Here is a 13,802-nt window from a genome sequence, read left to right as displayed (position 1 = left end):
GCTCCCCCCGCCCCCCCCGCCCGCGCGCGGCACCCCGCCCGCCCCCCCCCCCCCCCCTCCCCGCCCCGCCCGACTCATCTCCGGGCCTGGCCCGCCTCCGGGGCGCCCAGGCGGGGCTCGCGGGGCCGGCCGCGCCGACCCGCCGTCCCCCGTACATGCGGAACCGCTTGTTTCGGTCGGTCGCGACCGTGAGTATCGGGGTCGTGACTGTGACACGACCGGCACGTCTCACGGGCGCCGCGCTCTGCGCCGCGCTCGCGCTCATCGCCGCCGTGTGGATCCTCAAGGACCTCGCCGTGCTCGGCTCGCCCGCCGACCTCGCGTGGTACTGGGCCGGGGACCACCTCTTCCTGATCCGGGGGCGGGCCGCCACCTCGCTGACCGACCCGGTGCTGCTCCTCGTCTCCGTGACCGGCGCCGTCGCCGCCCTGCGCTCCCGGCACGCGGCCTCCGCGCTCGCCGCGACCGGCACCGTCACGCTCGCCCTGCGACTGCCCGGGCTGTGGGCGGCCGGGAGCGGGGCGCTCGTCACCGCGCTCGCCGAACTGGCCCTCGCCGCCGGACTCGTCGTCACCGCCGCGGCGGGCCGGCGGCCGGCGGCCGCCCCGCACGAACAGCTCCCGACCCGGCCCCGCACCGGCCGCGCCGTCACCGCCGGGGTCCTCCTCGGGGTCGCCGCCGTCGTGATGGCCGGGTGGGAGCTGTACTGGGCCGGCGAACTGCCGCTGGAGGTCACCGTCGACCGGCTCACCGGCGGCCGGTCCGTCGTGAAGCCGGCCCTCGCGCCCCCGCCCGGCTGGCTGTCGGCCATGCTCGTCGGCCTGTACGCCACGGCCGCCGGCTCCGCCTTCGCCCGGGCCCGCCACAGCCGGTCCTTCGGCCTGCTCGCGGGCGGGTTCCTGGCGGCCGGCGGGCTCGCCGAGGCCGTGCGGTCGATCCGGTACGAACTGGCCGCCCACTTCGGCGACCTTCCCACCGCCCAGCAGCTGAGCCTCCTCACCGCCGTCTTCGGGCTGCTCGCCGGTGTCGCGGTGCTCGTCCTCCTCGCCGGGCGCGGCGCCCCGGCTCCCGGGCCCACCCCCTACGGGCCCTACGGGCAGTACGGGGCCCCGGCCCCGCCCGGCCCCTACGGGCAGTACGGCCCCTCCGGGCAGTACGGGCAGTACGGGCCGGCCGGGGCGCTGCCCCCGGCCCCGCCCTCCCCGCCGCCCCCCGGCTGGTGACTCACCCCGCCGCGGGGAGCGACCGCTTCAGGAAGTCCACCTGGAGCAGCAGCAGGTTCTCCGCCACCTGCTCCTGCGGCGTCATGTGCGTGACCCCGGACAGCGGCAGCACCTCGTGCGGCCGGCCCGCCGCGAGCAGGGCGGAGGAGAGCCGCAGCGCGTGCGCGACCACCACGTTGTCGTCGGCGAGACCGTGCACGATCATCATCGGCCGGGCCGGGCCCTCCGGCGCCGTGAGCCCGTCGTCGGTCAGCAGCGACTGCGTCGCGTACACCTCCGGATCGGCCTCTGGGGTCCCGAGGTACCGCTCCGTGTAGTGGGTGTCGTACAGCCGCCAGTCCGTCACCGGCGCCCCCACGACCGCCGCGTGGAAGACGTCGGGCCGCTGGAGCACCGCCCGGGCCGCCAGATAGCCGCCGTACGACCAGCCGCGCACCGCCACCCGCCCCAGGTCCAGCGGGAACCGCCCGGCCAGCGCGAGCAGCGCCTCCACCTGGTCGTCGAGCGTCGGCGTCAGATCGCGCAGGATCGCCTTCTCCCAGGCGGGGGAGCGGCCCGGCATGCCCCGCCCGTCCGCCACGATCACCGCGAAACCCTGGTCGGCGAACCACTGGGACGTCAGATACGCGTTGTGCGCGGCGACCACCCGCTGCCCGTGCGGACCGCCGTACGGATCCATCAGGACCGGCAGCGGCCCGTCCCCTTCCTCGTACCCCGAGGGCAGCAGCACCGCGCACGGAATGCGCCGGGCGCCCGCCTCCGTCAGCCGCACCCGGGGCGCGACCACCGGCCGCTGCGCGTACGACGCCACCTCCGCGACCCGCTCGCCGTCGCGCAGCACCCGCGCCACGCTCCCCGGCCCGTCCGGGTGCGCCGACACCAGGACCGTCACCGCCCCGGAGCGCACGGCTCCGTGCGTCCCGACGCCCGCGGAGAGCCGCTCGGCCCCCTTCCCGGGCGACACCCGGTACACATGGATCTCGCCGGTCTCCGGCTCCGCCGCCGTCTCACCCGCCGACGCGGACACCAGCACGTCGTCCGCTCCGACGTCGAGCACCGCCCGCACGTGCAGGTCCGCGCCCGTCCACACCTCGTCGCCGACGGCCAGGACACGCGCCCCGCCCTCGTCCGTGACCCGCACGAGCCCCCCGCCGGGCCCCCACGCCGGCACCCCCCGGTGCAGCTCCAGCCACGCCGGGTCCGCCTCCGTCCGTACGCCGGAGGTCCGCCCCGACTCCGGGTCCACCGCGAGGAACACCTGCTCCCGCTGGTCCCGCGCCTGCACCAGCAGCAGCGGCGCCCCGGCCCCCGACCAGTGCGCCCGCGCCAGGTACGGGTACCGCTCGCGGTCCCACACCACCTCCGTCCGCGCCCCGTCGAGGTCCACCAGGAACAGCCGCACCTCCGCGTTGGCCGTCCCCGCCGCCGGGTACCCCACCCGCTGCGGTTCCCGCTCCGGACGCGCCGGGTCCGCGATCCACCAGCGCCGCACCTCCCGGTCGTCCGCCCGCGCCACGAGCAGTCGATCCGAACTCGGGGACCACCAGTAGCCGCGGTCGCGGCCCATCTCCTCGGATGCGATGAATTCGGCCAATCCATAGGAGACGTGCCCGTCCTCGGGAACGGCCAGCTCCCGGTCGCCCGAACCGTCCGCGCCCACCACCCGCAGCGCGCCCTCCGCCACGTACGCGACGAGCCGCCCGTCGGGCGAGGGACGCGGGTCGATCACCGGCCCCGGCACCGGCAGCTCCCGGGCCGTCCCCGCCCGCAGCTCCGCCGTGAACAGCCGCCCCGACAGGGCGAACGCCGCCAGCTCCACCGCCCCGTCCACCGCGTACCCCACGATGCCGCCGGAGCCCTCCCGGCTCCGCTCCCGGCGCGCCCGCTCCTGCGGGGACAGCTCCTCCTCCGCGCCCGCGAGCAGCACCGCGGGGTCGGCCGCCGTCCGCTCCGCCGGCGTACCGCCGGGCGGCAGGTCGAGCACCCACAGCCGGTGCGAACGGTCCGTCCCCGCACCCGATCTGACGAAGACCACGCGCTCCCCGTCCGGGGAGACCGAGAAGCCGCGCGGGGCGCCGAGGGTGAAGCGCTGGGTCCGGGCGAGCTGGCGGGGGAAGGAGAGCGGGGCCTGGGGTGTGGCCGGCTGCTGTCGAATCGAGGTCATGCGGCTGAAAGTAGCGTCGTGCGCCCCCCTCGTGCCTCCGTCCGCCGATCGATGCGATGGCACGGATAGTTATGATCCGTAGCGCTAGGTGGGTATGTACTCGACTGGCACATGCTCGCTGCCCGATCCGCTCGAATATCCGACCGAAGAAGTGTGGAGGTGAACCGCCGTGGCACTCTCGATTTCGGCGGTGGTGCTGCTGGCGATCGTCGTCTTCCTGCTGATCCGGAAATCCGGGCTGAAGGCTGGACATGCGGCGGTCTGCGCGCTCCTGGGCTTCTACCTGGCGAGCTCGTCCATGGCCTCGTCGATCAGCACCCTCACGACGAACGTGGCGGGCATGATCGGCGGCCTCAAGTTCTGACCCCGCAGGGTTCCCCGTAGGGTTCGGGGCTCGCGGGGGAGGGGTCTCGTAGGGTGGGGACATGACCGATCTCCCCGCCCGTCGTCTGCTCCTCGTGCACGCGCACCCGGACGACGAGTCGATCAACAACGGCGCCACCATGGCCAGGTACGCGGCCGAGGGCGCCCTTGTCACCCTGGTCACCTGCACGCTCGGCGAGGAGGGCGAGGTCATCCCGCCCGCCCTCGCCCACCTGGCCCCCGACCGGGAGGACCGCCTCGGTCCCCACCGCGTCGGCGAACTCGCCGCCGCGATGCGCGAGCTGGGCGTCACCGACCACCGGTTCCTCGGCGGCCCCGGGCGCTTCCGCGACTCCGGAATGATGGGCGCCGAACAGAACAAGCGCGACAACGCCTTCTGGAACACCGACGTCGACACCGCGGCCCCGTACCTCGTCGAGGTGATCCGCGAGACCCGCCCGCAGGTCCTGATCACCTACGACCCCGACGGCGGCTACGGGCACCCCGACCACATCCAGGCCCACCGGGTCGCCACGCGCGCCGCCGAGCTCGCCGCGGACCCGGCCTACCGGCCCGGCCTCGGACCCGCCCACCGGATCGCCAAGATCTACTGGAACCGCGTCCCCCGCCCCGTCGCCGAGGCCGGGTTCGCCCGGCTGCGCGCCGAGGGCTCCGCCTTCCCCGCCGTCGCCGCGATCGACGACGTCCCCGGCGTCGTCGACGAGGACCGGATCACCGCGGAGATCGGGGCGGCCCCCGGGCACGCGGCCCGCAAGAGCGCCGCGATGGCCGCACACGTCACCCAAGTCGCCGTCGACGGTCCGTTCTTCGCCCTCTCCAACGACCTCGGCCAGCCGATCTTCACCACCGAGTACTACGAGTTGGTCCAGGGCACGCCAGGCGCCCCCGCCGGCGCCCGCGAGACCGACCTCTTCGCGGGGGTGACCGCGTGACCACCCCCGCCTCGGCCCGCAAGCCCTCCCCGGCCCCCGGTGGCCCGGTCCCGTCCCCGGCCGCCCGGTACGCCTGGTACGCCGGCCTGCTCGTCCTCGGCGTCCTCGTCGGCACCGCCGGCGCGCTCGTCCAAGCCGCCTGGTTCCCCGTCGGCTTGCTCCTCGGCCTCCTCGCCACCGCCGCCCTCTTCTACGGAGCGCTGCGCGCCACCGGCACCCAGGTCGCCGTCGTCGCCGCCGGCGGAGGCTGGCTCCTCGCCGTCATCCTGCTCAGCTTCGGACGTCCCGAGGGCGACGGGGTGTTCGCCGGAGGCATCGGCGAGCTGCTCTTCCTCTTCGGAGGCATGGCGGCCGCTGTGATGTGCACCACGCTCTCCCGGCTGGCCCGACCGGCCCCGTGAACAGGACGACTTGAGTCCGGGGACGTCCCGACTTCAGCCGGAATGACCGTCGTACATCCCCCGGGGGTCGGGTAAGAAGCGGCGGCGGCCAGTATGGTGGTGCGCGCCGCCGAACCGCCCGGGTAACACGAGCATCTGCAAGAGCGGGCGGTGGAGCCAACCGGGAGATCCTGCTTTGAGTCGTGAAACTGGTCGAGAGACTGACAGTTCGTCCTCCGGCGCCCAGGGGCGCGGTGGAGCCGCGTACCCCTCGGGTACCCCGCCGTACGGATCCCGCCAGTATCCGTCGCTCCACCCCACGCAGGACGCGCCGGAGGAGACCCCCGTCGCGCCCGCGCCGCCGGAGGAGCCCAAGACCGAGACCACGCTGACGACCCGGATCCGGATCAACATTCCGGGTTCGCGGCCGATCCCGCCGGTCGTGGTCCGCCAGACGGTCAGCGAGGCGCCCGCCCCCGCCCCCGACCCCGAGCCGGCCCCCGTCGCCGAGCCGGAGCCCGCGCCGGTGGCGGCCCCCGAGCCGCCGCAGGCCGAGGAGGCCCCGAAGGCCAAGGAGACCAGCGACTGGTTCGCCCCGCGCAAGGCGGCGGCCCCCGCTCCCTCCGCGGCTCCGGCCCTCCCCGCCGCCCCGGCGCCCACCCTCAAGCCGGGCCCGCAACCCGGCGGCCCCGACACCCAGGGCACCGGCTTCGCCGGCTCGGCCACCTCCGGCGTCCCGACGGTCGGCAACACCCCGTCGAGCCGCCCGGTCGCCGGGCCCGGCAACCCCCTCTACGAGAGCGGCACCCCGGCCGGCGGCACCCCGATGTACACCGGCACCCCGGCGGGTGGCACCCCGAGGTACGACGGGACCCCCGCGGGCGGTACCCCGAGGTACGACGGCACCCCCGCCGACGGCACCCCCGCCGGCGGCACCCCCGCCTACCGGGGTCCGGCCGCGCCGACCGGCCTCACCACCGGACCGGTCACCGGCACCGCCTCCCTCGGCGCCCCCGGCCGCCCCGGCACCGGCCCCTTCGCGGGCCCGGGACAGGGACAGGGCCGGGCCCCGGGTCAGCCCCAGGGCCAGGGCTCCCCGTTCCCCGGCGGGGCACCCCGCATGTCCGACGACACCGCGATCCTGACCCCGCAGGCGCCCGCCCCGGCGCCCGGCCAGGGTGCACCGGCCGACGGCGGTGGCGGCCACGTCTCCGGCGACACGGTCACCAGCGGCATCCCGGTGGTCCCGCCGAGCGCGGCCCGCCGCCCCGACCTCACCCCGCGTCTCGACGAGCGGCCGTCCCCGGCCCCCGCCCCGGCGCCGCGCCCGGCGCCCGCGGCGAGCCGCGCCCCGGCGAAGAAGGGCCGCTCCAAGCTGGTCCTGGTCGCCGCCGGAGTCGTCGGCCTGGCCGGCGTCGCCTACGGCGCCGGACTGCTCCTCAACCACTCCGACGTCCCCAAGGGCACCACCGTCCTCGGCGTGGACATCGGCGGCGGTACGAAGGAGGAGGCCGTCAACAAACTGGAGACGGCCCTCGGCAAGCGCGCCCACGCCCCGCTCCAGCTCAGCGTCGGCGGCGAGAAGGTCCAGCTGGCGCCCGACAAGGCGGGCCTGGCACTCGACAGCCAGGAGACCGTCCGCGCGGCGGCCGGCAGCGACTACAACCCGGTCTCCGTCATCGGCTCCCTCTTCGGCGGCGAGCGGATCGCCAAGCCGGTCTTCCCCGTCGACGAGGAGAAGCTCGCCGTCGCCCTGACCGACCTCGCCGGGAGGTCCGCCGCGGCGACCGAGGGCACGATCCTCTTCGCCCCGAACAAGGTGACCGCCGTCCCGGGCAAGCCCGGCAAGGGCGTGGACGTCCAGCGGTCGATGATCTCCGTCCGGGACGCCTTCCGCGCCCAGGTCGAGACCGGCCAGGGCAGGCTCGTCGAACTCCCGGTCACCACCCGCCGGCCGACGATCACCCAGGCGGAGCTCGACCGGGCGATGAAGGACTTCGCCACCCCCGCCATGTCCGGCCTGATCCGGATCAACGCGGGCGGCAAGCACATCGACTTCGGCCCGGCGCGGTCCCTGCCGCAGATCCTCTCCGTGAGGGCCGTCGACGGCCACCTGGTCGAGTACTACGACAAGAAGGCGATCGAGCGGCTCCTCGACGGCGCCTTCGACGGCATCATGATCACCAAGGGCGACGGCACCCGGCACGAGGTCTCCGCCGACGACGTCGCGTTCGTCATGCGCGACGCCCTGCGCGGCAAGAACCTCGCGGAGCGGACCAAGACCATCGACCTCACCGGCAGCGGCTGACGCACCCCGCCCCGGCGCCCGAGCCCCCGCCCTCTCCCGGGACGGGGGCTCGTCCGCGTCCCGGGCACGCGCGCGGCCGGTACCGCGACGCCGGCCCGGGAGACGCGACGATCACCAGGCGCCCCCGTACCGCTCCTTCCTCGCCCGCAGCCATGCCTCGATCTCCCGCGTCTCCGTGGGCGAGGCCGCCCGCAGGTCGTCCGCCCGGATCGTCGCCACGAAGCGCGTGAACCGCACCCTCCGCTGCGCCCCGTCCACGCCGATGACCTTCCCGGGCCCGTAGACGTCGGTACCGGTGTGGGCGACGAAACTGCCCGTGCCGTGAGGCGTTGCCATCGCAGACCTTTCGCTCCGTGTGTTGTCCCGGTCACACAGTGCCGCGTCTTCCGCCGACCCCGGCCGGGGGACGCGCGGGACACGCGGGCCGCTGCCCGCGGGCGGCGGCGTCAGTGGGAGACGAGGACCGCCGAGAGGGCGAGCGCGCCGGGCAGGGCCTGGGCGAAGAGGATGCGGCGGTTGGCGGTGGCGGCGCCGTAGACGCCGGCGATGACGACGCACGAGAGGAAGAAGACCTTCGCGCCGAAGCCGGTCGGGTCGTCGGCGACGAGCCCCCAGACCAGACCGGCGGCGAGGAAGCCGTTGTAGAGGCCCTGGTTGGCGGCCATGGGGGCGGTGGCACGCGCCATCTCGGCGTCGAAGCCGGAGAAGCCGCGCCCGGTCTCCTTCTCCCAGAGGAACATCTCCATCACGAGGATGTAGGCGTGCAGCAGGGCGACGAGGGCGACGAGGATGTCTGCGGTCAGCGGCATGGCCGCATTCTGCCGCCGCACGTGCCCGGGCCGGTGCGTGACGCGTGGAAGCCGGGGACCGCGCCGCCCTCACGGCGGACCGCACCCTGATGCACTCCTGCTTCCGCGCGGATATGGGCTCGCGCGCCCGGTGGGCTTTCTTCTAGAGTCCCTCGCAAGGGCGGGGTCGTAGCACAGAGGTAATGCGCCGCGATGACATCTCGGAGGACGCCGGTTCGAATCCGGTCGCCCCGCCCCCTTCCGGTCTCCCGCCTCGGCTCAGCCGTCAGGCGTGCGGCATGGCCGTGACGGCCGCCGCGGAGATCTTCGTCGCTTCCTGCTCGCAGGTGTCGGCCGGGTGCCGGTCGCTGCCCAGGGACACGTACACCACCAGATTTCCCTTGCGTACGTAGAGGGTGCACGTGGTGTGTTCGTCGGACGGGGCGCTCCAGAACGCCTCGTCGGCGAAGGAGATGCCGGTCGCCGGGCGTTCGCCTTCGGCGTCGTCGGCGAACTCCGACTTCTGGCGCTCCGTGGCGTTCTCGGTGGTGCCCGCGCTGCGGCGGAGGTCCCAGCGCACGACGGCGTGGGAGTAGGCGTTCCAGCCGTCCGCCTGGGCCTCGTCCCGGTCGGACCAGGCGCAGCTGGTCTCGGCGTGGTCCGAGTACTCGGTGTAGGCGTCCTGGTCGGGGCGGCGCTCCGGCAGGGGCAGTTCGGCGGCCACGTCCGCGCAGACGGGCATGGTCACGTACAGGTCCGGCGCTCCGGCGGCCCCGTCCCGCAGCGACCACCAGGCGCCGGCGCCCAGGACGCAGAGGGCGACGGCCGCGGTCGTGGCGACGAGAGGTCCGCGCCGGCGGCCGGGGCGGCCGGGGGCGTCGACGTGGGTGACCACGGCTGTCGGGGCGGCGGATTCGGCGGCGGGGGCCCGCGGGGGGACGGCCAGGGTGCGGTCGGGGTCCTCGGCCGGGCCGAGGAGCCGCTCGACGGCCCGCCGATGGTCGGCGATGAGGGCGTGGACGGCGGGCGGCCACTGCCGCGCGGCGGGGGCGGCCGGGCCGAGCGCGGCGAGGAGCTGCGCGGGGGTGGGGCGGGCCGACGGGTCCTTGGCCAGGCACCCGGCGACGAGGCCGCGCAGCTCGGCCGGTACGGCGTCGAGGACGGGTTCGGTGTGGACGACGTTGTAGAGCGCCTGGAGGGTCGAGGGACCGGCGAAGGGGCTGCGGCCGGTGGCGGCGAGGGTCAGCACGGAGCCGAGTGAGAAGACGTCGCTCGCCGGGGTGAGTTCCCTGCCCTCGGCCTGCTCGGGGGACATGAACGGGGGTGAGCCGACGACGAGTCCGGTCGCGGTGAGTTCGGTGAGGTGCCCGCCCTCGGCCGCGCGGGCGATGCCGAAGTCGATGACGCGGGCGCCGTCCCGCGACAGCAGGACGTTCTCGGGCTTGAGGTCGCGGTGGATCAGTCCCGCCCGGTGGATCTCGTCGAGCGCCGTCGCGAGCTGGACGGCGAGGCGCCGCACGGTCTCGACGGGCAGGGTCCCGGACCGTTCCACCGCCGCGGCGAGCGAGGGGCCGGCGACGAACACGGAGGCGAGCCAGGGCTGCGGGGCGTCCGGGTCGGCGGCCATCACGGCCGCCGTGCAGGCACCGGAGACCTTGCGGGAGGCGTCGACCTCGCGCCGGAACCGGGCCCGGAAGCCCTCGTCGTCGGCCAGGTCGGCGTGGATCCGCTTGATCGCCACGACCTGGCCGTTCGCCGCCATGCCGAGCAGGACCCGGCCCATTCCGCCCTGCCCGAGCGCGCCGAGCACCCGGAACGGTCCCACCTGCGACGGGTCGTTCGGCCCGCACGGCTGCATCTCGTCACCCTCCCCCGATGAACGCGGAAGGGATACTAGTGGGTACGCCCAGCGGGCCGGGCCCGCCGCCGGGCCAGGCGGCGGCCCGGGCGGGGCCGCGCTAGTTGAGCATCGCCCGCGCCGCCTGCGCGCGGCGGCGGATCGTGGTCGCCGACTCGGGGTCCACCGCGTCCATCACCTCCGCGTACGCCTCCATCTCCACCGCGCCCGTCAGGAACTCGCCGCGCCGTACGAGGAGTTCGGCGCGCTCGTAGCGGAGCCGTGCCGGGTGGGAGGGGAGCAGCAGGGAGAGTTCCACCGCCCACAGGGCCACGTCGGAGCGTTCGGGTCGGGAGGCGGCCCAGGCGCGGATGTTGTTCAGGATGCGCAGCACGATCGCGCCGGGCTCGGCCGGCCGCAGCATCGAGCGGTCGAGCGCCTCGCCCGTCGCGCTCGCCACCAGGAGCTCGGCGTCCGTGCCGGTCATCGCGCGGCCGCCGGCGAAGGGGTCGGCGAGGTTCAGGTCGGCCGGGTCGCCGAAGCCCACCACGAAGTGACCGGGCAGGCCGAGGCCGTACACGGGGGCGCCGGCCCGGCGGGCGACCTCCATCCAGACGACGGAGAGCAGGATCGGCAGGCCCCGGCGGCGCCGGAGCACCTCGTGCAGGAGCGAGGACTCCAGCCGCTGGTAGTCGGCGGGCACGCCCTCGAAGCCCTCGTGGCGGCCGAGCAGTGCGGCGAGCTCCGCGGCCCAGTCGCCGGTGATCCGGGTCGCGTACGGGAGGAGGCCGGCGAGGCGGTCGAGTTCGATCTCCGCCGCGTCGAGGACGTGCCGGGTGACGGTGGGGTCGGCCACCGCCCCGACGAGCAGGCACAGCCGCGCGAGGTCGGGCCGCTCGGCCCGTGCCTCCTCGGCGAACTCCCGCCGCCAGTCGGGCGCTTCCCCGCCCGCGTCCGCCGGCCGGCCGCCGCGGCCGTCGTGCGGCGGCGCGTCCCGCGATCCGTCGTCGGCGCCGTCGTGCGGCGCCCCGTCCTCCGCGGCCGGTGGTCCTTCCTCCGTCACGCCTCCGCCCATCGATAGTGGTGGTAGTGGTGATGGGCCGCGAAGCCCATCCCGTCGTACAGAGCCCGGGCGCCGTCGTTGTCCGTCTCCACCTGGAGCCAGGCCGCCGACGCGCCCTCGTCGAGCGCCTGCCGGGCGAGCGCCGTCATGACGGACGTCGCCAGGCCGCGGCGCCGGTGGGCCGGGTCGACCTCGACGGCCATGAAGCCGGCCCAGCGCCCGTCGACGACACAGCGGCCGATCGCCGCCGGTACCCCTCCCGTGCCCGCCACGGACGCGAACCACACACTCGGACCGGAGGCGAGGACGGACCGCACGGTCGGGCTCGCCTCCTCGGAGCGCTGGTACCGGCTCAGCCAGGCGTCGTCGACCGTCCGGGAGAGGCGGACGGCGGAGACGTCGGCGTCGAGGTCGCCGAGCGGGGCGAGGGCGGCGATCCGCACCTCGGCGGAGACCTCGCGCCGCCAGCCGTGCCGGTCGAGTGCGGCGCACAGCAGTTCCTGGGTGCCCTCGGCGCCGGTCGCGGCCTGGACGTACGCGGGAAGCTCCCGGGCCGCGTACCAGTCGCGTACGCGGAGCAGCGCCTCGGCGACCGGGAGTCCGGGATCGCCGAGCGGCAGCGCGGAGTTGGCGCGCCGGGTGAATCCCACCCGGCGCCCGGCCGCGGGCCCGCCCGGCCGCGCTCCGCCCGGCACGTCCTGGAAGGCGGCGCGCAGCGTCCACTCGCCGAGGGGTTCGCTCTCGACCGGCTGCCACGCGCGCGCGGTGGCCCTGGCCAGCTCGGGGAAGGTGGCGGCGGGGCCGCGGCGGCGGGCCGGAGCGGCCGGCACGACCTTGCCCGCGACCAGTGAGGATTCCGGGATACGGACGCTCTCGCCGCCCTTTCGTGTGATCAGCAGCACACCGGCGTCCCATGATGTGAGAACCCCTACCGCGTCGGTGTACTTCCCGCCCGCCGCCGGCGACCCCGTCACGCACCGAACGGAGACACGTTTTCCCACGTCAGCGCTGGTGATTCGGATCTCAAGGCGCCCTCCGCCGGTGAATTCCACAGCTTCTCCGCCCCTCCTGTTCGGATCGCCCCCAAGAACGGAGATACTAGGTGCGGGCATCGACGACGCCGCGCTCCCGCGCAGACCAGCCCTATCGAGGAGGAACGACAGCGTGACCTACGTCATCGCGCAGCCTTGTGTCGACGTGAAGGACAAGGCGTGCATCGAGGAGTGCCCCGTCGACTGCATCTACGAGGGCAAGCGGTCCTTGTACATCCACCCGGACGAATGCGTCGACTGCGGGGCCTGTGAGCCGGTCTGCCCGGTCGAGGCGATCTTCTACGAGGACGACACTCCGGAAGAGTGGAAGGACTACTACAAGGCGAACGTCGAGTTCTTCGACGAGCTCGGCTCGCCCGGTGGTGCTTCCAAGCTCGGCGAGATCGAGCGTGACCACCCCTTCATCGCCGCTCTGCCGCCGCAGAACGGCTGATCGACCGCATCCGGTCCCGTACGGCCTAGGCCGCCGTACGGGACCGAGGCGTTTTCCCGTACGTAAGAGGAAGTGAGCCAACCCGTGAGCGCAGTCTCTTCGCGCCTGCCCGTCTTCCCCTGGGACAAGCTGGAGCCGTACAAGAAGACGGCCCTGGCGCACCCGGACGGAATCGTGGACCTCTCCGTCGGCACGCCCGTCGACCCGGTCCCCGCGCTGATCCAGGAGGCCCTGGTCGTGGCGGCGGACTCGCCGGGCTATCCCACGGTGTGGGGGACGAAGGAGCTGCGGGACGCGCTCACCGGCTGGTGCGGGCGGCGGCTGGGCGCGGTGGGCTTCGCCCACGAGAACGTGCTGCCGGTGGTCGGCTCCAAGGAGCTGGTGGCCTGGCTGCCGACGCAGCTGGGGCTCGGTGCGGGGGACAAGGTGGCGTACCCGCGCCTCGCGTACCCGACGTACGAGGTCGGGGCGCGGCTCTGCGGCGCGACGCCCGTCGTCTACGACGACCCGACCGAGCTCGACCCGGCCGGTCTGAAGCTGCTGTGGCTCAACTCCCCGTCCAACCCGACCGGCAAGGTCCTCGGCAAGGACGAGCTGATCCGGATCGTGGCCTGGGCGCGCGAGCACGGGATCCTGGTCTTCTCCGACGAGTGCTACCTGGAGCTGGGCTGGGAGGCCGACCCGGTCTCCGTCCTGCACCCGGACGTCTGTGGCGGGTCGTACGAGGGCATCGTCGCCGTCCACTCGCTCTCCAAGCGCTCCAACCTGGCCGGCTACCGGGCCGCGTTCGTCGCCGGTGACGCGGCCGTGCTCGGGGAGCTGCTGCTGATCCGCAAGCACGGCGGCATGATGACCGCGGCGCCGGTGCAGGCGGCGACCGTCGCGGCGCTCGGCGACGACGCGCACGTGGCCGAGCAGCGCGAGCGGTACGCGGCGCGCCGGGCGGCCCTGCGGGCGGCCCTGGAGGCGCACGGCTTCCGGATCGAGCACAGCGAGGCGAGCCTGTACCTGTGGGCGACCCGGGACGAGCCCTGCTGGGAGACCGTGGCGTACCTGGCGGAGAAGGGCGTCCTGGTGGCGCCCGGCGACTTCTATGGCGAGGCCGGCGAGCGGTTCGTGCGGGTCGCCTTCACGGCGACGGACGAGCGCGTCGAGGCCGCCGTCAAGCGCCTGGGCTAGCCGTACGCGTACACGGGAGGGCCCCGGGGCGCGATCGCGCCCCGGGGCCCGCCCGGTCT

General features: G+C 75.0%; 13 protein-coding genes and 1 tRNA gene. 8 read left to right on the top strand and 6 right to left on the bottom strand.

The genetic code is table 11. From position 1 onward, the window contains the following. The first annotated feature begins 203 nt into the window (after positions 1 to 203). Positions 204 to 1,223 (top strand): hypothetical protein, encoded by a 1,020-nt coding sequence (locus ACFVZH_RS38960; RefSeq protein WP_384905196.1) that lies wholly within the window; start codon positions 204 to 206, stop codon positions 1,221 to 1,223. Between the two features lies 1 nt (position 1,224). Here the strand turns inward: ACFVZH_RS38960 and ACFVZH_RS38955 are convergent, their stop codons facing one another. Then, on the bottom strand, positions 1,225 to 3,387 hold the full coding sequence (locus ACFVZH_RS38955) for a prolyl oligopeptidase family serine peptidase (protein WP_384905194.1): 2,163 nt from the start codon (positions 3,385 to 3,387) through the stop codon (positions 1,225 to 1,227). 169 nt (positions 3,388 to 3,556) lie between these two features. On the opposite strand from ACFVZH_RS38955, the gene ACFVZH_RS38950 reads away from it, so the two are divergent. The 4 genes from ACFVZH_RS38950 (at position 3,557) to ACFVZH_RS38935 (ending at position 7,391) form a co-directional block, all read left to right on the top strand. Further along, on the top strand, positions 3,557 to 3,751 hold the full coding sequence (locus ACFVZH_RS38950; RefSeq protein ID WP_033201312.1) for a hypothetical protein: 195 nt from the start codon (positions 3,557 to 3,559) through the stop codon (positions 3,749 to 3,751). A 61-nt stretch (positions 3,752 to 3,812) separates the two neighbouring features. Continuing rightward, entirely contained in the window at positions 3,813 to 4,703 is an 891-nt protein-coding gene (gene mshB, locus ACFVZH_RS38945; RefSeq protein ID WP_384905192.1) for an N-acetyl-1-D-myo-inositol-2-amino-2-deoxy-alpha-D-glucopyranoside deacetylase, read from the top strand. Then, positions 4,700 to 5,104 carry a DUF6113 family protein gene (locus ACFVZH_RS38940; RefSeq protein ID WP_384905190.1) on the top strand — a complete coding sequence of 135 codons (405 nt, stop codon included), beginning with the start codon at positions 4,700 to 4,702 and terminating at the stop codon, positions 5,102 to 5,104. The genes mshB and ACFVZH_RS38940 overlap by 4 nt, the downstream gene beginning before the upstream one ends. A gap of 175 nt (positions 5,105 to 5,279) precedes the next feature. Beyond that, entirely contained in the window at positions 5,280 to 7,391 is a 2,112-nt protein-coding gene (locus ACFVZH_RS38935) for a hypothetical protein (protein ID WP_384905188.1), read from the top strand. A gap of 111 nt (positions 7,392 to 7,502) precedes the next feature. Here ACFVZH_RS38935 and ACFVZH_RS38930 read toward each other — a convergent pair whose 3' ends face one another. Both ACFVZH_RS38930 and ACFVZH_RS38925 read right to left on the bottom strand, forming a co-directional pair. After that, entirely contained in the window at positions 7,503 to 7,727 is a 225-nt protein-coding gene (locus ACFVZH_RS38930; RefSeq protein ID WP_384905186.1) for a hypothetical protein, read from the bottom strand. Between the two features lie 110 nt (positions 7,728 to 7,837). After that, positions 7,838 to 8,200 carry a DUF1304 domain-containing protein gene (locus ACFVZH_RS38925; RefSeq protein WP_384905184.1) on the bottom strand — a complete coding sequence of 121 codons (363 nt, stop codon included), beginning with the start codon at positions 8,198 to 8,200 and terminating at the stop codon, positions 7,838 to 7,840. Positions 8,201 to 8,360: 160 nt separating this feature from the next. Between ACFVZH_RS38925 and ACFVZH_RS38920 the strand changes: the two genes are divergently transcribed. Then, positions 8,361 to 8,435, top strand: a tRNA-Val gene (locus ACFVZH_RS38920). A 30-nt stretch (positions 8,436 to 8,465) separates the two neighbouring features. On the opposite strand, the gene ACFVZH_RS38915 is transcribed toward ACFVZH_RS38920, so the two are convergent. The 3 genes from ACFVZH_RS38915 to ACFVZH_RS38905 all read right to left on the bottom strand — a co-directional run bounded on the left by ACFVZH_RS38915 (position 8,466) and on the right by ACFVZH_RS38905 (position 12,131). Next, positions 8,466 to 10,037 carry a serine/threonine-protein kinase gene (locus ACFVZH_RS38915; RefSeq protein WP_384905182.1) on the bottom strand — a complete coding sequence of 524 codons (1,572 nt, stop codon included), beginning with the start codon at positions 10,035 to 10,037 and terminating at the stop codon, positions 8,466 to 8,468. A 100-nt stretch (positions 10,038 to 10,137) separates the two neighbouring features. Further along, complete coding sequence (locus ACFVZH_RS38910) at positions 10,138 to 11,079, bottom strand: transglutaminase-like domain-containing protein (RefSeq protein WP_384905180.1); 942 nt, start codon at positions 11,077 to 11,079, stop codon at positions 10,138 to 10,140. Beyond that, entirely contained in the window at positions 11,076 to 12,131 is a 1,056-nt protein-coding gene (locus tag ACFVZH_RS38905; protein ID WP_384905178.1) for a GNAT family N-acetyltransferase, read from the bottom strand. Before ACFVZH_RS38905 ends, ACFVZH_RS38910 begins: the two co-directional genes overlap by 4 nt. Before the next feature lie 112 nt (positions 12,132 to 12,243). Between ACFVZH_RS38905 and fdxA the strand changes: the two genes are divergently transcribed. Both fdxA and ACFVZH_RS38895 read left to right on the top strand, forming a co-directional pair. Next, positions 12,244 to 12,564 carry a ferredoxin gene (fdxA, locus tag ACFVZH_RS38900; RefSeq protein WP_015035968.1) on the top strand — a complete coding sequence of 107 codons (321 nt, stop codon included), beginning with the start codon at positions 12,244 to 12,246 and terminating at the stop codon, positions 12,562 to 12,564. Between the two features lie 84 nt (positions 12,565 to 12,648). Next, entirely contained in the window at positions 12,649 to 13,743 is a 1,095-nt protein-coding gene (locus ACFVZH_RS38895) for a bifunctional succinyldiaminopimelate transaminase/glutamate-prephenate aminotransferase (RefSeq protein ID WP_384905176.1), read from the top strand. The last annotated feature ends 59 nt before the right edge of the window (positions 13,744 to 13,802 follow it).

Origin of the sequence: Streptomyces sp. NPDC059534, assembly GCF_042743475.1 — a bacterium.
In the GTDB taxonomy this organism is placed as follows: Bacteria; Actinomycetota; Actinomycetes; order Streptomycetales; family Streptomycetaceae; genus Streptomyces.
The sequence above is the reverse complement of the archived record's forward strand: the minus strand, read 5'-3'. Positions and strand labels throughout refer to the sequence as shown.